General features: G+C 61.4%; 19 protein-coding genes. 13 read left to right on the forward strand and 6 right to left on the reverse strand.

Features of this window, described 5'->3' with window-relative positions; genetic code table 11:
- Positions 1–35: 35 nt before the first annotated feature.
- Both QWJ46_RS05660 and QWJ46_RS05665 read right to left on the reverse strand, forming a co-directional pair.
- Positions 36–1,319 carry an O-acetylhomoserine aminocarboxypropyltransferase gene (locus QWJ46_RS05660; protein ID WP_302749619.1) on the reverse strand — a complete coding sequence of 428 codons (1,284 nt, stop codon included), beginning with the start codon at positions 1,317–1,319 and terminating at the stop codon, positions 36–38.
- 118 nt (positions 1,320–1,437) lie between these two features.
- On the reverse strand, positions 1,438–1,866 hold the full coding sequence (locus QWJ46_RS05665) for a CoA-binding protein (RefSeq protein WP_302749620.1): 429 nt from the start codon (positions 1,864–1,866) through the stop codon (positions 1,438–1,440).
- A gap of 116 nt (positions 1,867–1,982) precedes the next feature.
- Between QWJ46_RS05665 and QWJ46_RS05670 the strand changes: the two genes are divergently transcribed.
- Both QWJ46_RS05670 and QWJ46_RS05675 read left to right on the forward strand, forming a co-directional pair.
- Entirely contained in the window at positions 1,983–2,306 is a 324-nt protein-coding gene (locus QWJ46_RS05670; RefSeq protein WP_184453006.1) for a hypothetical protein, read from the forward strand.
- A gap of 473 nt (positions 2,307–2,779) precedes the next feature.
- Positions 2,780–3,616 carry an EamA family transporter gene (locus QWJ46_RS05675; RefSeq protein ID WP_184453008.1) on the forward strand — a complete coding sequence of 279 codons (837 nt, stop codon included), beginning with the start codon at positions 2,780–2,782 and terminating at the stop codon, positions 3,614–3,616.
- On the opposite strand, the gene QWJ46_RS05680 is transcribed toward QWJ46_RS05675, so the two are convergent.
- Positions 3,617–4,444 (reverse strand): enoyl-CoA hydratase, encoded by an 828-nt coding sequence (locus QWJ46_RS05680; protein WP_184453010.1) that lies wholly within the window; start codon positions 4,442–4,444, stop codon positions 3,617–3,619.
- A gap of 82 nt (positions 4,445–4,526) precedes the next feature.
- Entirely contained in the window at positions 4,527–4,757 is a 231-nt protein-coding gene (locus QWJ46_RS05685) for a DUF1127 domain-containing protein (protein WP_184453012.1), read from the reverse strand.
- Between the two features lie 72 nt (positions 4,758–4,829).
- Between QWJ46_RS05685 and QWJ46_RS05690 the strand changes: the two genes are divergently transcribed.
- The 7 genes from QWJ46_RS05690 (at position 4,830) to QWJ46_RS05720 (ending at position 11,444) form a co-directional block, all read left to right on the forward strand.
- The gene (locus tag QWJ46_RS05690) at positions 4,830–5,729 is read left to right on the forward strand and encodes a LysR family transcriptional regulator (RefSeq protein WP_302749625.1); all 900 of its coding nucleotides are present in this window, start codon (positions 4,830–4,832) and stop codon (positions 5,727–5,729) included.
- A 293-nt stretch (positions 5,730–6,022) separates the two neighbouring features.
- A complete protein-coding gene (gene rplM / locus QWJ46_RS05695; protein WP_012483399.1) occupies positions 6,023–6,487 on the forward strand; it encodes a 50S ribosomal protein L13 in 465 nt (154 codons plus the stop codon).
- 2 nt (positions 6,488–6,489) lie between these two features.
- Complete coding sequence (gene rpsI / locus QWJ46_RS05700) at positions 6,490–6,957, forward strand: 30S ribosomal protein S9 (protein WP_302749638.1); 468 nt, start codon at positions 6,490–6,492, stop codon at positions 6,955–6,957.
- A gap of 308 nt (positions 6,958–7,265) precedes the next feature.
- Positions 7,266–8,456 (forward strand): CmlA/FloR family chloramphenicol efflux MFS transporter, encoded by a 1,191-nt coding sequence (gene cml, locus QWJ46_RS05705; protein ID WP_302749639.1) that lies wholly within the window; start codon positions 7,266–7,268, stop codon positions 8,454–8,456.
- A 235-nt stretch (positions 8,457–8,691) separates the two neighbouring features.
- Positions 8,692–9,654: an agmatinase gene (gene speB, locus QWJ46_RS05710; protein WP_302749641.1), complete on the forward strand. Its 963-nt coding sequence runs from the start codon at positions 8,692–8,694 to the stop codon at positions 9,652–9,654.
- 61 nt (positions 9,655–9,715) lie between these two features.
- A complete protein-coding gene (gene argC, locus QWJ46_RS05715; protein WP_302749643.1) occupies positions 9,716–10,648 on the forward strand; it encodes an N-acetyl-gamma-glutamyl-phosphate reductase in 933 nt (310 codons plus the stop codon).
- Positions 10,649–10,655: 7 nt separating this feature from the next.
- A complete protein-coding gene (locus QWJ46_RS05720) occupies positions 10,656–11,444 on the forward strand; it encodes a sulfite exporter TauE/SafE family protein (RefSeq protein ID WP_302749645.1) in 789 nt (262 codons plus the stop codon).
- 20 nt (positions 11,445–11,464) lie between these two features.
- On the opposite strand, the gene QWJ46_RS05725 is transcribed toward QWJ46_RS05720, so the two are convergent.
- On the reverse strand, positions 11,465–12,568 hold the full coding sequence (locus tag QWJ46_RS05725) for a COX15/CtaA family protein (protein WP_302749646.1): 1,104 nt from the start codon (positions 12,566–12,568) through the stop codon (positions 11,465–11,467).
- Positions 12,569–12,683: 115 nt separating this feature from the next.
- Between QWJ46_RS05725 and QWJ46_RS05730 the strand changes: the two genes are divergently transcribed.
- Together QWJ46_RS05730 and QWJ46_RS05735 are read left to right on the forward strand one after the other, a co-directional pair.
- Positions 12,684–12,893, forward strand: a complete 210-nt coding sequence (locus QWJ46_RS05730; RefSeq protein ID WP_302749648.1) for a DUF2842 domain-containing protein — start codon at positions 12,684–12,686, stop codon at positions 12,891–12,893.
- 118 nt (positions 12,894–13,011) lie between these two features.
- Positions 13,012–14,253: a GNAT family N-acetyltransferase gene (locus tag QWJ46_RS05735; protein ID WP_302749649.1), complete on the forward strand. Its 1,242-nt coding sequence runs from the start codon at positions 13,012–13,014 to the stop codon at positions 14,251–14,253.
- A 62-nt stretch (positions 14,254–14,315) separates the two neighbouring features.
- On the opposite strand, the gene QWJ46_RS05740 is transcribed toward QWJ46_RS05735, so the two are convergent.
- The gene (locus QWJ46_RS05740; RefSeq protein WP_302749650.1) at positions 14,316–16,490 is read right to left on the reverse strand and encodes a GumC family protein; all 2,175 of its coding nucleotides are present in this window, start codon (positions 16,488–16,490) and stop codon (positions 14,316–14,318) included.
- Between the two features lie 189 nt (positions 16,491–16,679).
- Here QWJ46_RS05740 and QWJ46_RS05745 point away from each other — a divergent pair, with 189 nt between their 5' ends.
- Both QWJ46_RS05745 and QWJ46_RS05750 read left to right on the forward strand, forming a co-directional pair.
- A complete protein-coding gene (locus tag QWJ46_RS05745; RefSeq protein WP_012483394.1) occupies positions 16,680–17,255 on the forward strand; it encodes a polysaccharide biosynthesis/export family protein in 576 nt (191 codons plus the stop codon).
- A 3-nt stretch (positions 17,256–17,258) separates the two neighbouring features.
- The gene (locus QWJ46_RS05750; RefSeq protein ID WP_302749653.1) at positions 17,259–18,428 is read left to right on the forward strand and encodes a glycosyltransferase; all 1,170 of its coding nucleotides are present in this window, start codon (positions 17,259–17,261) and stop codon (positions 18,426–18,428) included.

The raw sequence follows: 18,428 nt of genomic DNA on the forward strand, positions 1-18,428 counted from the left end.
CTGACGTAGGTGTCAGAGGTATGTGACGAACTACATCAGATCTTCGAGAGCGCCTGCTCAAGATCAGCGATGATGTCCTTGACGTCCTCGATGCCGATGGAAAGGCGCACCACGTCGGCTCCGGCACCGGCGGCGATCTTCTGCTCGTCGCTCAGCTGCCGATGCGTTGTCGAGGCCGGATGAATGACGAGCGAGCGGGTGTCGCCGACATTGGCAAGATGGGAGAAGAGCTCAAGTCCTTCCACCAGCGTCTTGCCAGCCTCATAACCGCCCCGGACACCGAAGGTGAAGACGGAGCCCGCGCCCTTCGGCGAATAACGCTGCTGCAGGGCATGGTTCGGATCGTCTTCGAGACCGGCATAATTCACCCAGGCGATCTTGCTGTGCGCCTTCAGCCACCGGGCGACGGCGGTGGCATTGTCGCTGTGGCGCTGCATTCTGAGCGGCAGGGTCTCGATGCCGGTCAGGATCAGGAAGGCATTGAAGGGCGAAATCGCCGGGCCGAGGTCGCGCAGGCCGAGCACGCGGGCAGCGATCGCGAAGGCGAAATTGCCGAAAGTCGCGTGCAGAACCATGCCGTTATATTCCGGTCGCGGGCTCGACAGCATCGGGTAATTGCCTGACTTCGACCAGTCGAAGGTGCCGCCGTCGACGACAAGGCCGCCCATGGAGTTGCCGTGGCCGCCGAGAAATTTCGTCAGCGAGTGCACGACGATATCGGCGCCGTGCTCGATCGGACGGATGAGATAGGGTGTTGCCATCGTATTGTCGACGATCAGCGGCAGGCCGTGGCGATGCGCGACGTCGGCAATGGCGGCGATATCGACGAAGGTGCCGCCCGGATTGGCAAGGCTTTCGATAAAGATGCCGCGGGTCTTGTCGTCGATCTGGCTTTCGAAGCTCGCCGGATCGGCGGAATCGGCCCAGCGCACCTGCCAGCCGAAATTCTCGAAAGCATGGCCGAACTGATTGATCGAGCCGCCATAGAGCTTGCGGGCGGCGATGAAATTTTCGCCCGGGCGCATGATGGTGTGGAAGACGATCATCTGCGCCGCGTGGCCGGAGGCGACGGCAAGGGCCGCCGTGCCGCCCTCCAGCGCGGCGACGCGCTCCTCGAGCACGGCCTGCGTCGGATTCATGATGCGGGTGTAGATATTACCGAAGGCCTGCAGGCCGAAGAGGGCGGCGGCGTGATCGGAATCGTTGAAGACGAAAGCGGTCGTCTGGTAGATCGGCGTCACCCGTGCGCCGGTCGCCGGGTCGGGCTGTGCGCCTGCGTGGACCGCCAAGGTGTTGAATCCAGGATCGTTCTTGGCCATGTCGCCCTCCGAATTGTTGCTCACGGGGCAGGATCATAGCTTGTCGCCTACGAAAGTTAATCGCGATCCGTTTCAACCTTGGGCGTTCGGTGGAAAATCCGTCTCAGGGCAGCCCTGCTCAGGCAATGAGACGAGGATATTCGATCGCCGGGCAGCGGTTCATCACCACTTTAATGCCGGCAGCCTCCGCCTTTGCCGCCGCGGCATCGTCGCGGACGCCAAGCTGAGCCCAGAACACCTTCGGCAACGGCCTTAGCGCCAACGCCTCCTCAACGACCCCATCGAGATATTCGGCAGCGCGAAAGACATCGACCATATCGATCGGCACCGGAACGTCGGCAAGCCGGGCGTAGACGGTGCGGCCCTGGATCTGTTTGCCCGCCTGCCCCGGATTGACGGGAATGACCTCATAGCCGCGCGACAGCAGATAGCCCATGACGCCGTTGCTCGGCCGGGCCGGATTGGGCGAGGCACCGGTCAGCGCGATGGTCTTTACCGACTGCAGGATTCCGGCGAGATAATCATCCGTGTAGGCGTCGTGATCCATTTCCGTTTCTCCATTCCGGGAATGCCTTTGAGCCCGCCGGCATTTTTTGCATTTCGGCAAAACCGGCTGCACGTGTTTTGCGTATATAGGAGTTGAATGGCCCTGAGGATGATTCAATGAGAAAAATTGCTCTTGCCGTCATGCTTGTGCTCGCCGCATCATCGGCAGCGGCGATCTCGCGCTACAATCCGCTCACCATGAGCTGCGCCAACGTGCGGGCGGCCATCCACAATCAGGGCGCCGTCATCTTCCGCTACCAATCTCCCCGCGGGCTGCCGCTTTATGATCGCTACGTCCGCAACAGCAATTATTGCGACGCAACCGATTATGCGGAATGGACTCATATCCCGGCAAAGGATGATCCCCGCTGCCCGGTTCTGAATTGCCAGAGCATAGACAACCTTGACGGGATGCTCGTCATTCCGCATCATCAGCTCTGACGTCGCCGCCGCCGCGCGCCCTGCAGGCACCGTTCGCCTTTCGCGCTTGCAAACAGGCTTAGAGTTCAATCGCGCGCTGCGATTTATCCGAGAATATACAATCTAAAGCTTCTTTTTTCGTGTATGTCAAAGTTATAGAATAATATCTGTATTTCAGCAGCATAGAAAGAACCGCTCCGGATTTCTCCCAGCCGTTTTCTCCTTCGGTTCCCCATAAGATCACGATGCGTTCTCTCGTCCATTAGAAACATCTCATAGTTGAGGAGATCGCGTGGATTGAACGCATATCGCGCGCACGTAAAACTTGTCGTCAGGCCCCGCCATTGTTTGCATACTGAAAGGATGATATTGAACCCGAAAACGCATCCGCGACCGCGGCAATGCATTTTCGTGCAAATATCAGTTGTCTTTCCAGAATTCTGCCCCGTCGAGGCGAGGCGCTTGGCCTTCCTCCGCAGCACCGGATTTATCCCTTGCCTCTCGACGTCATCCTGCTCGTTCTGTTCGGTGCGCTACTGCATGCGACATGGAACGCGATCGTCAAAGCGGGAAGCGATAAATCCCTGGATGCGGCGTTGATTTCGGCCGGCGGCGCAGTGTCCGCGTTGCCGTTTCTGGCATTTCTGCCGTTGCCGCAAAGCGCAGCCTGGCCGTTCATCGGCGCCTCGGCCATCCTGCAGTTCGCCTATTTCCAGCTGGTTGCCGCCGCCTACCGAGCCGGTGATATCGGCCTCGTCTATCCGCTGATGCGCGGTTGCGCGCCGTTGCTGGTCGCCGCAACAAGCGGTGTCGTCCTGCGCGAAAATCTTTCCGGCGCCGCTCTTGCCGGGATCATGACGATTTCAGCCGGCGTCCTGACGCTCGCCTTGGAAGCTCGGCGCAGCAGCGGCCATGCGGTCGCCTTCTCCATTGCGAATGCTTTCGTCATCGCCAGCTACACTTATGTCGACGGCATCGGCGCACGTCTTTCAGGCAATGCGGTTTCCTATACGTTGTGGATGTCGCTGCTGCCGCCGATACTGCTGTTTGCCTGGGCGGCGTCGCAGCGCGGCAGCTTGATGGTGCTGCATCACGTTCGCCGCAACTGGTGGCGCGGCCTGATCGGCGGCGCGGGATCGATTGCATCCTATGGACTGGCACTTTGGGCGATGACAAAGGCGCCGGTGGCGACCGTTGCCGCACTGCGGGAAACTTCGATCCTCTTTGCGCTGGTGCTTTCCGTTGCCGTCTTCAAGGAAAAAGCCGGCATCTGGCGTTACGTCGCCGGGGTCGTCATCGCGATCGGCGTGCTGGTTCTGAAACTCGCCTGATCATTCGCCCTTCCATTCCGGCTTACGCTTGCCGAGAAAGGCGCCGATCCCTTCCTGCGCGTCCTGAGTCAGCATGTTTTCCACCATCACCCTGGCGGCATAGTCATAGGCCGCCTCCACTGGCAGTTCGAGCTGCCGATAAAACGCTTCCTTGCCGATTTTCAGGATCAGCGGCGATTTGCCGGCAATCACGGCGGCATATTTGGAAACGACCTGCGCCAGATATTGCTTCGGCACGATGCGGTTGACGAGGCCGAAATCCTTGGCGGTCGAGGCATCGATCGTCTCGCCGGTCAAGAGCATCTCCATCGCCTGCTTGCGGTGCGCGGCACGGGAAACGGCCACCATCGGCGTCGAACAGAACAGGCCGATATTGACGCCCGGCGTGCAGAACGTCGAAGTGTCGGTGCAGATCGCCAGATCGCAGGAGGCGACGAGTTGACAGCCCGCAGCCGTTGCAAGCCCATCGACCTCGGCGATGACAGGTTTTGGCAGATGCGCGATCTTCAGCATCAAATCGGCGCAAAGCCGGAAGCTTTTCTCGAAGAAAGCGGCGCCCTGATCTTCGTCGACGCGATGGGCCGTGAGTTCCTTGAGGTCATGGCCGGCGGAAAAGACGACGCCGGTGGAGGCGATGACGACGACGCGCACATCCAAATCCGCCTCCGCCTTTTCGAGCTCAGCCATCAGCGCTTCGAGAAGCGCGATCGAAAGCACATTGGCCGGCGGGTCGTTAAGCACGAGCCGCAGCACGCCGTCGCGCAACGAGCGGAGCAACAATCCATCCGTCCCGTCCGTTTCCTTTCGGAAGGATACGATTTCGGCCATGATGCTGCTCCCTGCGCTCGATTTCCACACATCCGTTCTGCCACAAGGCGCCGCCAATTTCGAGCAGGATCCGCCGTCGCGGTCAAAACCAGAACCATGATTTCGATCTCTCTGCCCTCGCCTGCGCAGGGGTCAGACCGATATCGCGAAGCTCGTCAACGGTGAGTTCCGAAAGCTTGCGGCGGCTGCGACGCTTTTCGAGCCGGCACTCGATGGCCGCCAGCAGCCGCCTGCCCCAGCGCGCCGTCTCGCGGCGTTTCAGGCGAAGGGCGCTGAGCGGTATCTCTAAGCTTTCGTCGAATTCCACGGTCATCTCTTCATCCTTTCCTGATGGACGAAAGATGCGCTGGAAGGCGCAGCGAAAGAAGCTTATGGATATTATCATATGCATAAGGATTTCTTTGGCATGCTCCTCAATCTCGATCAGCTCGCAACCTTCATCAATGTCACCGACCTCGGGAGCTTTACGGCCGCGGCCGACAAGGAAGGCGTGACGCAGCCGGCCGTCAGCCTGCAGATCAAGGGGCTCGAACAGCGGCTCGGCGTCAGGCTGATCGAGCGCGTCGGGCGGCAGGCGCAACCGACGGCGGCGGGCATCGACCTGCTTTCGCATGCAAGGCGTCTGCTTCAGCAGGCAGCCGCGGCGGAAGAAGCGATGATGCCCCACCGGGATGGCTCCAGCGGCCGGGTGCGCATCGGCAGCGGCGGCACGGCATCGATCCATCTGCTTCCCCGCGCCATCGCCGCCGCCCGGCAGTCCATGCCCGGCCTCGAAATCACCGTCTCGATCGGCAATGCCGACGATATTCTGCGCAATCTGGAAGCCAACAGTCTCGACATCGCCGTCGTGGCCCTGCCGGCATCGGGACGGAACTTCGAGATCGAACCCTTTTACGAGGAGGAATTGCTGGCTGTCGCCCCTGCGGGCAGCCCCGTGCCCAAGGGTGGACCGGACGCCGTCTTCATGCGCGACAGGACGCTGCTGCTTTACGAGGGCGGCAATACGAGGCGGGCAATCGACGCCTGGCTGGCCGCCCCGGATACGAGGATCCGACCGGCGATGGAGTTCGGCAGTATCGAGGCGATCAAGGAGCTAGTGGCCGTCGGACTCGGCTGGTCGATCCTGCCGGGGCTGGCGGTGAAACGCGACCGCGCAGGTCTCCTGACGACATCGTCGCTGCGACCGAGGCTGACACGCCGCCTCGGCATGGTTCTTCGCCGGGACAAACATCTGACACGCGGCCTTCGTGAAATGATAAAATGCCTGCGTGCCTTTGAGGATTAGCGATGGTTTTCGATACCAGGCGGGCAACGCTAAAAACATTAAACAGGGCAAATATTCAGCCCGAATGTGGGGTACCACAACACCACACAGCTAACCGCTTGTTTTCATTTGTTCTTTTTTCCGATCGTCGCGAAGGCCGATATTGACCCTGTGTCACATTGCCTTTATACACCGCGCCAGAACGCAGCCTGTCCGGGCTGCTTTCTTTTTGGCAGGTTCGCGCTTGCCAATCCAAGCAACAAGAAACGCCCTTAAAGCCCTCGGGCCAAGGGTCCTAAAAGAGAGTATTCACTATGGCAACCTTCTCACAGAAGCCTGCAGAGGTGGAGAAGAAGTGGGTGATCATCGACGCCGAAGGGCTGGTCGTTGGCCGTCTCGCTTCCATCATTGCTATGCGCCTGCGCGGCAAGCATAAGGCAACCTTCACGCCCCACGTTGACGACGGCGACAACGTCATCGTCATCAATGCCGACAAGGTCGTTTTCACCGGCAAGAAGTATTCCGACAAGGTCTACTACTGGCACACCGGCTATGCCGGCGGCATCAAGGAACGCACCGCACGCCAGATCATCGAAGGCCGCTTCCCCGAGCGCGTCCTCGAAAAGGCCGTCGAACGCATGGTTCCGCGCGGCCCGCTCGGCCGTCGCCAGATGAAGAACCTGCGCGTCTACGCCGGCTCCAACCATCCCCATGAAGCCCAGCAGCCGGTCGCCCTCGACGTTGCCGCGCTCAACAAAAAGAACGTAAGGAGCGCCTGATCATGGCTGACCTCTCCTCCCTGAAGGATCTCGGCACGGCTTCCGAAGCTGCTGCTCCGGCCCACGTCCGCAAGGTCGATTCGCTCGGCCGCTCCTACGCCACCGGCAAGCGCAAGAACGCCGTCGCCCGAGTCTGGGTCAAGCCGGGCTCCGGCAAGATCATCATCAACGGCAAGGAATTCGGGGAATATTTCGCCCGTCCGGTGCTGCAGATGATCCTGCGCCAGCCGATCGTCGCGGCTGCCCGTGACGGCCAGTTCGACATCGTCGCAACCGTTGCCGGCGGCGGCCTCTCCGGCCAGGCCGGTGCTGTTCGCCACGGACTGTCCAAGGCGCTGACCTACTTCGAACCGGGCCTGCGCTCGGTGCTGAAGAAGGGCGGCTTCCTGACCCGCGACAGCCGCGTCGTCGAACGCAAGAAGTACGGCAAGGCGAAGGCCCGCCGCTCGTTCCAGTTCTCCAAGCGTTAATCGCTTCGGACAGACGGGAATTTACGAAGGCCGGGGAAACCCGGCCTTTTTGTTTGGGCGTTCGATGAATCCCGGCATCGCCTCGCCGGTCGCCATTGCCGCACTCCGGTTCTGCTGGTAGAAATCCGACCAAACGCTTCGCGAACGAGCGGAGCCCCAATCAAGGTCGCATCATGGGAACAACTAAGTCCGCAGACAACTAAGCCGCAACAACTTTGCGCTGTTGTTGCGGCATCTGTCCCAGCAAATCCGATACTGATGAAAGACAGATCGCCGCCGAATGAAAATCATTTGAGCGGATCTTACCCATGTCTTATCCGAAAATTCCGTCGTGGAATTATTCCTTGCCGGCAAGCTTGTTGCTGATGGCTCCTTTCGACATCCTGGCGTCGCTTGCCATGGACATCTATCTCCCGGTCGTGCCGACGATGCCCCAGGCGCTCGGCACTTCGCCTGAAGTCATCCAGTTGACCCTCAGCCTCTACATGCTTGTGCTCGGCGTCGGCCAGATTGTCTTTGGTCCGATCTCCGATATCGTCGGGCGACGGCCCGTTCTTCTCGCTGGTGCGGCACTCTTTGCCCTTGCGTCCCTTCTGCTTGCCGGGGCCTCATCCGCACTCCTCTTCGTGGCCTTGCGATTGTTGCAGGCGATCGGCGCCTCAGCGGCTCTTGTCGCCACCTTCGCAACAGTGCGCGACGTCTACGCCGAACGGCCGGAAAGCAGCGTGATCTATAGCCTGCTCGGTTCCCTGCTATCGCTTGTGCCTGCGTTCGGGCCGGTCGTCGGTGCGGTGATTGCCGACCACTATGGCTGGCGAGCCATCTTTCTCGTCATCGGCCTGCTGTCGATCGTCGCCATTCTCAATGCCGGCATGCGGTGGCATGAAACCCGCCCCGCTACGACGGCGACAACCATCGCAATACGCCCGATCCTCGCGAGCTTGCCCTTCTGGATCTACACGACCGGCTTCAGCGCGGCGATGGGAGCCTTCTTCGTCTTCTTCTCTACCGCACCCCGCATCCTGATCGATCGGGCCGGCTTTTCCGGCATCACCTTCAGCTTCATCTTTGCCTCGGTGGCCTTGGTGATGATCGTGACAGCGCGCTTTGCCAGCCGCTTCGTCACACGCTGGGGCATCGCAGGCAGTCTCGCAAGAGGCATGGCGATGCTGCTTATCGGCGCGGTATTGCTTGGCACAGGAGAGATGTTTCTGCAGGCACCGCTTATCGGCCTCATCCTGCCGATGTGGATCATCGCGATCGGCATTGTCTTTGCGACAGCCGTCACGGCCAATGGTGCGCTTGCTGCTTTCGGCAATACCGCGGGAACAGCCGTGGCGCTCTACTTCTGCGTCGAAGGCCTGCTGGTCGCTGTTGCAGGCACATTGTTCGTGGTTCTGCTCGACGGGAACACGGCGTGGCCGCTCGCAGCCTATACCGGCGCAGCAGCGCTGATAACGCTGGCTGGATTGCGCCAGCTAGCGCGGAAGGCCGTCTGAGGAATTTGCCGAGGAATGGCGGCAGCTTAAAACGCAGAGCGGTCGTCAAGCGAGGCATCGCTTGAAATCTCGGCGCACCTCGCCTACCCCTTACCTGCCCCGAAAGGAAACATCCGTTCCTTTCGGGGCAGGATCGGGCGGACGCGATCAGGCGGTTTGGTCGTGACCGGTGGCTAGGCAATATAGGGTGACATCGAACGCGACTACGTTAGCGCCCACAGAGAAGGAGCCCCCCTTGGCAAACAAGACCATCGATCATGCCTTCACGGCGACCACCCTCACTTCGGCCGCCAGCGATCCCACCTTTGCCGGCGCGCTGTCCTTCATGCGCCGCCGCTTCACCAAGGAGCTTACCGGCGTCGATGTCGCCGTCTGGGGCATCCCCTTCGACGCCGCCACATCGAACAGGCCGGGCACGCGCTTCGGCCCGCAGGCGATCCGGCGCGCCTCGGCGATATTCGACAATGATGCGCAATATCCTTTCAACCGCGAACTGTTTGCCGACATGGCGGTGATCGACTATGGCGATTGCCTGCTCGACTACGGCAATCATCAGGACACACCTGGTGCCATCGAACGCCAGGCAAACGCGATCCTCGACAGCGGCGCCTTTCTGCTGACGCTCGGCGGCGATCACTACGTCACATGGCCGCTGCTGAAAGCCCATGCGGCAAAACACGGGCCTCTCGCACTCGTGCAGTTCGACGCTCACCAGGATACCTGGTTCGACGAAGAGCGGCGTATCGACCACGGCTCCTTCGTGGCGCGGGCCGTGCGCGAGGGCATCATCGATCCTGACCGCTCGATCCAGATCGGCATCCGCACCCATGCGCCGGAGGATTGCGGCCTCAATATTCTCTATGGTCATCAGGTCGAAGACATGAATGCCGGCGACATCGCCTCGGCAATCATCTCTCATACGCGCGGCGCCCCTGCCTATCTCACCTTCGATATCGATTGCCTGGATCCGGCCTTTGCGCCGGGTACCGGCACGCCGGTTGCCGGCGGACCGTCGAGCGCCAAGATCCTCTCGGTGCTGCAGCGTCTGCACCAGCTCGATATCCGCGGCGCCGACGTGGTCGAAGTGTCGCCGCCCTACGATCATGCCGATATCACCGCCATTGCGGGGGCAACGGTGGCAATGTATATGCTTGGCCTTCATGCCGAGCGACGCGCCATTGCGGTGTCACAAGGCTGATTTATCATCGTTCAAATTGAATCCGGAAATCCTCAGAACCCATTGAAAGCGCAGGTCTAACATGGCACCGAAAATCTTCATCGATGGCGAACACGGCACAACGGGTCTGCAGATCCGCACGCGCATGGCCGGCCGCCGCGATGTCGAGCTTCTGTCCATTCCCGAGGCCGAGCGGCGCAATGCCGCCATGCGCGAAGACATGCTGAACGGCGCCGACATCGCCATCCTCTGCTTGCCCGACGACGCGTCGAAGGAAGCGGTTCAGATGGTCTCGGCCAATAATAACGTCCGCGTTATCGACACCTCGACGGCCTTTCGCGTCAATCCCGGCTGGGCCTACGGCTTTGCCGAAATGGACAAGGAGCAGGCCGAGAAAATTGCTTCCGCCCGCTTTGTCTCGAACCCCGGCTGCTATCCCACGGGCGCGATCGGCCTCATCCGGCCGCTTCGCGCCGCCGGCATTCTGCCGGATGGCTATCCGGTGACGGTTAACGCGGTCTCCGGTTATACCGGCGGCGGCAAGCAGATGATTGCGCAGATGGAAAACCCGGATCATCCGGACGCGATCACCGCGCCGCATTTTCTCTACGGCCTGCCGCTGACCCACAAACACGTGCCTGAAATGATGGTGCACGGCCTGCTGGACCGCGCACCGATCTTCTCGCCGTCGGTCGGCAAATTCGCACAGGGCATGATCGTGCAGGTGCCGCTGCATCTCGACAATCTCGCCGAGGGCGCGACGATGGAAAGCATCCATGCCGCGCTCGTCGCCCATTATGCCGGGCAGGACATCGTCACCGTCGTGCCGCTAGCCGAAAGCAAGGCGCTGCCCCGCGTCAACGCCGTCGAGCTCGAGGGCAAGGACACGATGAAGCTCTTCGTCTTCGGTACGCCGGGTGGTTCCCAGGTCAATCTGGTGGCGCTGCTCGACAACCTCGGCAAGGGCGCCTCGGGTGCTGCCGTGCAGAACATGGACCTGATGCTCGCCAGCTGAGGCCACGATGCTGGATAGGCTTGTCGCCGATATGCAGGCGTGGTTTGCCGCCGCCCTACCCGGTCACGGCATTTATGCGCTGATGGCGTTTGCCTTGATCGCCGGGCTAGCTCGCGGCTTTTCCGGTTTCGGCGCAGCGTTGATCTTCGTCCCGCTCGGCGGTGCCATCGTCGGGCCGAAGCTGGTCTCGCCGATCCTGCTCGTCATCGACGGCATCGCCACACTGGGGATGATCCCACCCGCCTGGCGCGACGCCAACCGGTCCGAGGTCTTCGTCATGGCGGCCGGTGCGGCACTCGGCGTCCCGGCCGGCACGGCGCTGCTGGCGCTGCTCGACCCGACGCTGCTGCGCTGGAGCATCACGATCATCGCCATCTGTCTGCTCGCGCTTCTCGTATCGGGATGGCGCTACCACGGCGCGCCGTCCGCGCCGCTCAGCAGCGGCGTCGGCCTGATTGCCGGACTTTTCAGCGGCGCCGCGCAGCTCGGCGGGCCGCCTGTCGTCGCCTATTGGCTCGGCGGCAAGACCGACTTCGCGCGTGTCAGAGCGAATGTCGTGCTGTATTTTTCGATCTCGTCGGTGTTCAGCGCCATCAGCTATTATATCGGCGGCCTGTTCGTGCCCGCCGTCTTCGCGCTCACCGTCGTCGTCCTGCCGAGTTATGCGCTCGGTCTCTATGGCGGCTCGAAACTGTTCGGGCTTGCCGAGGAACGGACCTTCCGCATCGCCTGCTACGTGCTGATCGCGGCGGCTGCCATTATCGGCATGCCGCTGCTCGACGGCGTGCTGCGTTAGAACGAATAAGGCTTGTCGCTTCAATCGCGCTCGGTGATCATCGTCTCGTGCGGGTATTCGCCATAAAAGCCGCGCCAGTTGGCGACGGCGAATCCAAATACAACAAGCGCGCCGGCCTGATGCAGCAGCCCCCAGTGAAGCGGCACCTGCATCAGTAGCGTGGCAATGCCGATTGCCGCCTGAGCGGTCACCAGCGCGAAAAGCAGGACGGCGCGGCGGGCATGGGTGGTCCAGGGTGCGGCGCGAAGGGCGATCACCATGTTGATCAAGGTCAGCGCGAAGAGCGTATAGGCGCCGATGCGATGGATGAACTGCACGGTTTTCGGGTTCTCGAAGGCATTGATCCAGAAGGGCTGCTGAATGAGCAGATCGGAGGGAATGACGGCGCCATCCATCAGTGGCCAGGTATTGTAGGAAAAACCGGCGTCGAGTCCCGCCACCAGGGCACCGAGATAAATCTGGAACAGGGCGAAAACAGCGATGGCGGCAGCGAAGCCGCGCGAACTGCGTGCCGGCGCCGGATCGTTGGAGTGCGGCGACAGCCCGCGCATGATCCACATGCAGCCGGCAAAGATCAGGCAGGCCATGACGAGATGCGTTGCCAGCCGGTACTGACTGACGTCGGTGCGGGCAGACAGCCCTGACGATACCATCCACCAGCCGATGAAACCCTGCAGGCCGCCGAGCGCCAGGATGCCGACCAGCGGCCAGCGCAGGCGTTTCTCGATCCGCCCCGTGAGCCAGAAATAAAGGAGCGGCAGCGCGAAGATCATGCCGATGCCACGGGCGATCAGTCGGTGCGCCCATTCCCACCAGAAGATGCCCTTGAACTCGTCGACGGTCATGGAACTGTTCAATTGCTGAAATTCGGGAATGCGCTGGTAGAGGCGGAACTCCTCTTCCCATTCCACGGCCGACAGCGGCGGAATGACGCCATGGATCGGCTTCCACTCGGTGATCGACAAGCCGGAATTGGTCAGCCGCGTTGCCCCTCCGACGAGCACGAGACAGAAGAGCGCCAAAAGCACGACGCCGAGCCATAGCCGCAAGGCGCGGCGGTTGCGGTGCTGCTTGCGTACTTCGCTCAGGATCGCCTGTTCCATGGTGGGGTTCGCGACGGCCATGATGTCTCCTTCTATCCGGCAGTTGATTTGCCTCACCGGCTCATGCAAAACAAGCCCCGAAGCTTTGCGGCATGCCGTCGCGCCGCTCCGCGCTACCTCAGACAAGAGATAAACAATGCCCGTCCGTCTCCGCAAATTCATCGGCACGATCTTTATCATCGTGCTTGTGCTCGTCTATGCGCTGGTGGCGAACACGATCGCGGTGGCGACGCTCGGCAACGCCCCCTGGTGGGGGCACCTGCTCTACTTCCTGCTGACCGGCCTGCTTTGGGTATTGCCGGCAATGGTGATCATCAAGTGGATGGCCGGACCGCGGCAGCAATAGGCCATTAACGGCCGAATAACCGTGATCGGCGGAAAACCTCGCCGATGGGCGGCGGTTAAACCAAATATACGTCCTGCACACCTACCTTCCCGTTCAGCATTTTGACCGGAGAGTTCCCGTGCAGACGCAAAAGCTCGATGTTGATGAACAGCCGTCCGATGATGGCGCGCTGCCCGATATGGCGATTTCACGCCTACGCCAGGTGAGCATGAAACTTGCCATGGCAAAAATCGACATCTCGGTATTCGACGCGATGCAGCCGCTGGAGGATGATTGGCGGGCTCTGGAGACCGACGATCTCCACTCACTTCATCAGAGCTATGATTGGTGCGCCGCCTGGGTCAAAGGCTTTCGGCGGCCGCTGGCGATCCTCAAGGGCACTTATGCCGGGGAGACGGCCTTCATTCTGCCGATCGAGATCGTCACGTCCCGCGGATTGGCCGTCGCCAAGTTCATCGCGGCCGACCACAGCAATATCAATACCGGTCTGTTCTCCGGCAATTTTGCCGAAAGCGGCGGCAGCATCGACGCGGAGAAGTTCGCGGGGCAGCTTCGGCAGGTCTTGAAGGGCCATGCCGATCTGCTGCTGCTGCAAAACCTTCCGCTGGAATGGCGCGGGCGGCAGACCCCGCTCACCGGACTGCCGATGGTGCAGAACCAGAACCACGCCTATCAATTGCCGTTCCTCTCCAATTTCGAGGAGACGCTGAAGCAGCTCAACGCCAAGAGCCGGCGTAAGAAATTCCGCGTTCAATCAAGGCGCCTGGACGCGGCCGGCGGCGTCGAATATGTCATCCCGGAAACATCGGAAGAACAGCACCGCCTGCTCGATATCTTCTTCCACCTGAAGAGTATCCGCTTCGCCGACCTCGGCCTCCCCGACGTCTTCGCCGATCGGGAAACGCAGATCTTCCTGCACGGCCTCATCGACAAGCGGGATGATGCAAGACAGTATTTCGGCCTGCAGATGCATGCGCTGCGGCTGAAGGGCGAGAACAAGGACCGGATCGCTGCGATCTCGGGCATTTCGCGCAAGGGCGATCACGTCATCTGCCAGTTCGGGGCGATCGATGAAGATCTTGTGCCCGATACCAGCCCCGGCGAATTCCTCTATTGGCAAATCATTTGGGGACTGCACGGCAGTGGCGTCGCGCTATTCGATTTTGGCCTCGGCGATCAGACCTACAAACGATCCTGGGCGCCGGTCGAGACCGCTCATTACGACGTGGTGCTGCCGGTTTCACCATTTGGCCTTGCCGCCGGCGCGGCACACCGGATCGTTACCCGGGGCAAGGCGCATATCAAGGCGCGCCCGAAGCTCTATAAATTCGCCCAGAACATCCGCGCACGGATCGGCTGAGCGTCTTTGTCTTGCGTATGTCGTTCTTCGCAGAACCGCTGCACACTTTTGCGCGACATGCTTCAGGCGGCCTGGCCGAGCGCCTGCTCGGCCCCTTCGCCGCCCGACATCAGCACGACGCGCTCATAGCCCGCAGTCTGGAATTCCGTCATCAAGGTCACAAAGATAGTCTCGTCCATCTCCGGAAGGGAGAGGACGATCTCGACATCCCGGCTGCGCGTCAGCCGCGAGATGCCGGCGACATCGGCCGCACCGCATTCGACCACCACGAGGTCGTAGGCGGCGGCGAGCGCATCGAGCAGCAGCGACAGCCGGTCGACACCGCGCATGGCGCGGCGCACGTCGCTCTGGCCCTGCGGGATCAGATGGGCATCGGAAAGGCGATCGCCATGGATCGTGTCGCCGAAGGCGGCCTCGCCGCACAGCAGATCGGTGACACCAAGAGCTGTCTGGTCCTCGGCCATCAGTTCTGTGGGATAGCCGGAGCCGGTCATATCAATCAGAATGACGCGGCGGCCGGCATCGGCGAGCATGCGCGTCAACGCAACCGTCGCCGCCGAGCCATTGTCACCAGTTGGGGATATGGCAATTGCCAGCGGCGCGCGGCTGCCCGTGAGGTAGTCCGCAACCGAGGCAATGGAAAATTCATTGTCGTCCTCCGGCGCCTCTTCGGCGGCCGCCGTTTCTTCGATCACGTCCTTTCCGTCATCCTCCGTGACAACAGCGAGCATACTCGGCTGGACGGGCCTTCTGACGGCAGCGACACCCGGGGCGGCCTGCGGCACATCCTTGTCTTCGGCGACCGTTTCCGCCTCGACCGCGTCACGGGAGGCATCGACGGCACGAAGCGCCCGGCCGCTGAAGAGTTCGGCGAGCATGGTGACGATGGCGCTCAGGATCAGCGTCGCGACGGCCGCGACGACGACGATCGGCACAACCTTCGGGAAATAGGGATCGACCGGCTCGATGGCCCGGGAAACGATACGGGCGTCCGCCGGGCTGGAGTTGCTGTCGGCGCGCGAGGCGGCCTCGCGGTAGCGCACCAGATAGGTTTCGAGCAGCTGGCGCTGGGCGTTTGCCTCGCGCTCCAGCGCGTTGAGGCCGACCTCGTCTTCGCCGGCGCGGGCGCTGTTGGCTTGTACCGCGTCCTTCTGGCGCTCGAGCTCGCTTGCGCGGAGGTCGGCAACCTTCGCCTCATTTTCGATGCTGGCCAGGATCTTCTGCGTCTCCTGGCGGATTTGACCGCGAATATCGGAGAGCTGGGCGCGCAGGCTCTTCAGCCGGGGATGACTGTTGAGAAGGCTGGTCTGCAGATCTGATATTTGCGACTGCAGGCCCGATTCCGTCGCCTTCAGCCGCTGGATCGCCTGGGAAGACATGATGTCAGGCAGCGTATCGGAGGCTTCGCCCGATGACAGCGCATTGCGCACCGCCTGCGCCCTCGCCTCGGCATTGGCCTTGTCGCCCCGCACGCGGGTGAGTTCCGCGGAGATGTCATTAAGCTGCTGGGCGGGGAATGTGGTCGTGCCGTTCGTTTGCAGCAGACCGTGGTTGGTGCGATATTCCGCCACCTTCTTCTCGGCCTCGCCGACCTTCTGCCGCAGGTTTTCGATCTCCGGCTCAAGCCAGCGCGTCGCTTCCGAATTGGAGGCGAGCTTGGCGCCGCTCTGGGTGGAAAGGTAGACCTTCGCCATAGCGTTCGGGATGGCGGCGGCGAGCTTCGGATCCTTCGACGTGAAATTGATGCCAATGACGCGCGAACCCGGCACCTGATAGACCTGCAGCCGCTCGACGAAAGCGTCGATCACCCGTTCTTCCGGCGGGTTCTCCATCGGGTTCTTCTTCAGATGCAGCTTCACCAGGATGCTGCTCATCGCCGAGCCGTTGGCGGCATCGTCGAATTCCGGCAGATTGTAGAGCTTCAGGTCGTTGATCACCTTCTTGAGGAGATCGGCCGATTGCAGGAGTTGCACCTGGCTGGCGATATTCAGCTCGTCCATCAGTGGCCCGGCGCCGGCTTCGTTCGCTTGCTGGGTGCTGGCGAAGGCTGGCGCGCGGGGTTCAATGAGGATGCGTGTTTCGCTGCGATATTGCGGCGAGATGATCTTGGCGCCGGCAAAGGCGACGCCGGCCGCCGCGAGCGTGATCGTCAGAATCCTGAGCCGGCGCGCCCAGACGGCGCGAACCAGCTGGCCGAGGTCGATATCCACATCCTGATCACGCACTACGCCGGACATGCTCTTACTCCACAACAAACGTGCCGCAAGCGTAAACGACCATGGTAACTCAACGGTTAATGCTGATCCTGCCGAGAAATAGCGAAGATCGGCAAAGAATTGGGGAATTGTTATGCGCCTTTTACCGGGCATTAACCCTAACGGATCGATAACGGCTGCACCGAGTTCATTTTCTGTGAGCACAAGCGGATGTCTGTCGCCCCGCCCAAAATCCTTTTGGCCCTGAGCCTTGCAGCCATGACGGCAGCATTGGGCGGCTGCACGACGTATAAGCCGGCTCCGAAAGCCTTCAACGAGGCGACCATCCAGCCCTATACGCTTGATAGCGGCGACCGGCTGCGCATCACCGTCTTCGACCAGCAGAGCCTGACCAACACCTACACCGTCGATCAGGCCGGTTACATCGCCTTCCCTCTCATCGGTCAGGTCCCTGCCCGCGGCCGAACCCTGCAGCAACTTTCAGGGCAGATCGCCCAGAAACTGCAGCAGGGCTATCTTCGCGATCCCGATGTCACCATTGACGTCGACCGCTACCGCTCGATTTTCATCATGGGCGAAGTCGGCCAGCCCGGCCAATATGCCTATGTTCCGGGCATGACCGTGCAGAACGCCATCGCGGTTGCCGGCGGCTTCTCCAGTCGCGCCAACCAGAGCATGGTCGATGTCACCCGCAAGATAAACGGACAGGTGCTGACCGGCCGCATCAACATATCCGGCCCGATCATCGCCGGCGACACGATCTACGTTCGCGAACGGCTCTTTTGAGCAATGGCAAGAGAGAGGCCGCTCCGCATTCTGCACTGCTTCAGATCGCCGGTCGGCGGGATTTTCCGCCATGTCCGCGATCTGGTCGAGGAACACAGCAAGGCCGGTCATCATATCGGCATTCTCTGCGACAGCTCGACCGGCGGCGAGCACGAGGACAGATTGTTCGATGATATCCGCCCATATCTGTCTCTCGGCCTGACACGCGTGCCGATCCGCCGCTCGGTCAGCCCGTCCGATATCGCGACGATGTGGGATACGTACAAGAAGATTAAAAGTTTGCGGCCGGATGTGCTGCACGGGCACGGCGCCAAGGGCGGCGTGCTCGCGCGACTTGCCGGCTCAGCCCTGCGGGTGAACAGGTATCGCGTAGCCCGCCTCTATACCGCGCATGGCGGAAGCCTGCATTATTCGCGCTCCTCATTCACAGGACAGTTCGTCCTCAGGATGGAGCGCCTGCAGGAATATTTCACCGATGCGCTGGTCTTCATCTGCGAATACGAGCGCGACACCTATGCGCGTAAGGTGGGCAAGCCGCGGACGAAGACGAAACTGATCTATAACGGCATCGGAGAGCGTGAATTCGAGCCGATCCACACCCGGTCGGATGCCGTGCATTTCATCTATGTCGGGATGCTTCGGGACCTCAAGGGTCCCGATCTGTTTGTCGATGCCTTCGCCAAGACCGAGCGGCTGCTCGGCAGGCCGCTTTCGGCGCTGATGATCGGCGACGGACCCGACCGGGACCGCTACCGCGAGATGATGATCGAACGCGGCCTCGGCAAACGGATCGGCATGTTGCCGGCAATGCGTATCCACGAAGCCTTTGCCATGGCGCAAAATCTCGTCGTCCCCTCTCGCGCCGAAGCCATGCCCTATATCGTGCTCGAAGGGCTGGGGGCCGGCAAGACGATCATCGCCAGCCGCGTCGGCGGCATTCCCGAGGTGCTCGGCAAGGACAGTCCAGCTCTTGTAGAGCCCGGCAATTCCGACGATCTCGCCCGCGTCATGGCGGAAGCGCTCAGCACGCCCGGCTGGCACGCCAGAACAATGCCGTCGCATGAGGCAGTAAAGGCCGTGTTTTCCTCGACCGTGATGGCGCGGGATGTCCTGCAATTATACCATGAGCTCGTCGGTCCCGCCGCCGAGCAAGCAATGTTCGTTACCCCGTAA

This window comes from Rhizobium sp. CBN3, from assembly GCF_030518245.1.
GTDB classification, from domain to species: Bacteria; Pseudomonadota; Alphaproteobacteria; order Rhizobiales; family Rhizobiaceae; genus Rhizobium; species Rhizobium aethiopicum_A.

Coding starts and splice junctions, on each gene's coding strand:
- QWJ46_RS05660 (WP_302749619.1), bottom strand. CDS start 1,319: ATGGCCAAGAACGATCCTGGATTCAACACCTTGGCGGTCCACGCAGGC.
- QWJ46_RS05665 (WP_302749620.1), bottom strand. CDS start 1,866: ATGGATCACGACGCCTACACGGATGATTATCTCGCCGGAATCCTGCAG.
- QWJ46_RS05670 (WP_184453006.1), top strand. CDS start 1,983: ATGAGAAAAATTGCTCTTGCCGTCATGCTTGTGCTCGCCGCATCATCG.
- QWJ46_RS05680 (WP_184453010.1), bottom strand. CDS start 4,444: ATGGCCGAAATCGTATCCTTCCGAAAGGAAACGGACGGGACGGATGGA.
- QWJ46_RS05685 (WP_184453012.1), bottom strand. CDS start 4,757: ATGACCGTGGAATTCGACGAAAGCTTAGAGATACCGCTCAGCGCCCTT.
- QWJ46_RS05690 (WP_302749625.1), top strand. CDS start 4,830: ATGCATAAGGATTTCTTTGGCATGCTCCTCAATCTCGATCAGCTCGCA.
- rplM (WP_012483399.1), top strand. CDS start 6,023: ATGGCAACCTTCTCACAGAAGCCTGCAGAGGTGGAGAAGAAGTGGGTG.
- rpsI (WP_302749638.1), top strand. CDS start 6,490: ATGGCTGACCTCTCCTCCCTGAAGGATCTCGGCACGGCTTCCGAAGCT.
- cml (WP_302749639.1), top strand. CDS start 7,266: ATGTCTTATCCGAAAATTCCGTCGTGGAATTATTCCTTGCCGGCAAGC.
- argC (WP_302749643.1), top strand. CDS start 9,716: ATGGCACCGAAAATCTTCATCGATGGCGAACACGGCACAACGGGTCTG.
- QWJ46_RS05720 (WP_302749645.1), top strand. CDS start 10,656: ATGCTGGATAGGCTTGTCGCCGATATGCAGGCGTGGTTTGCCGCCGCC.
- QWJ46_RS05725 (WP_302749646.1), bottom strand. CDS start 12,568: ATGGCCGTCGCGAACCCCACCATGGAACAGGCGATCCTGAGCGAAGTA.
- QWJ46_RS05730 (WP_302749648.1), top strand. CDS start 12,684: ATGCCCGTCCGTCTCCGCAAATTCATCGGCACGATCTTTATCATCGTG.
- QWJ46_RS05740 (WP_302749650.1), bottom strand. CDS start 16,490: ATGTCCGGCGTAGTGCGTGATCAGGATGTGGATATCGACCTCGGCCAG.
- QWJ46_RS05745 (WP_012483394.1), top strand. CDS start 16,680: ATGTCTGTCGCCCCGCCCAAAATCCTTTTGGCCCTGAGCCTTGCAGCC.
- QWJ46_RS05750 (WP_302749653.1), top strand. CDS start 17,259: ATGGCAAGAGAGAGGCCGCTCCGCATTCTGCACTGCTTCAGATCGCCG.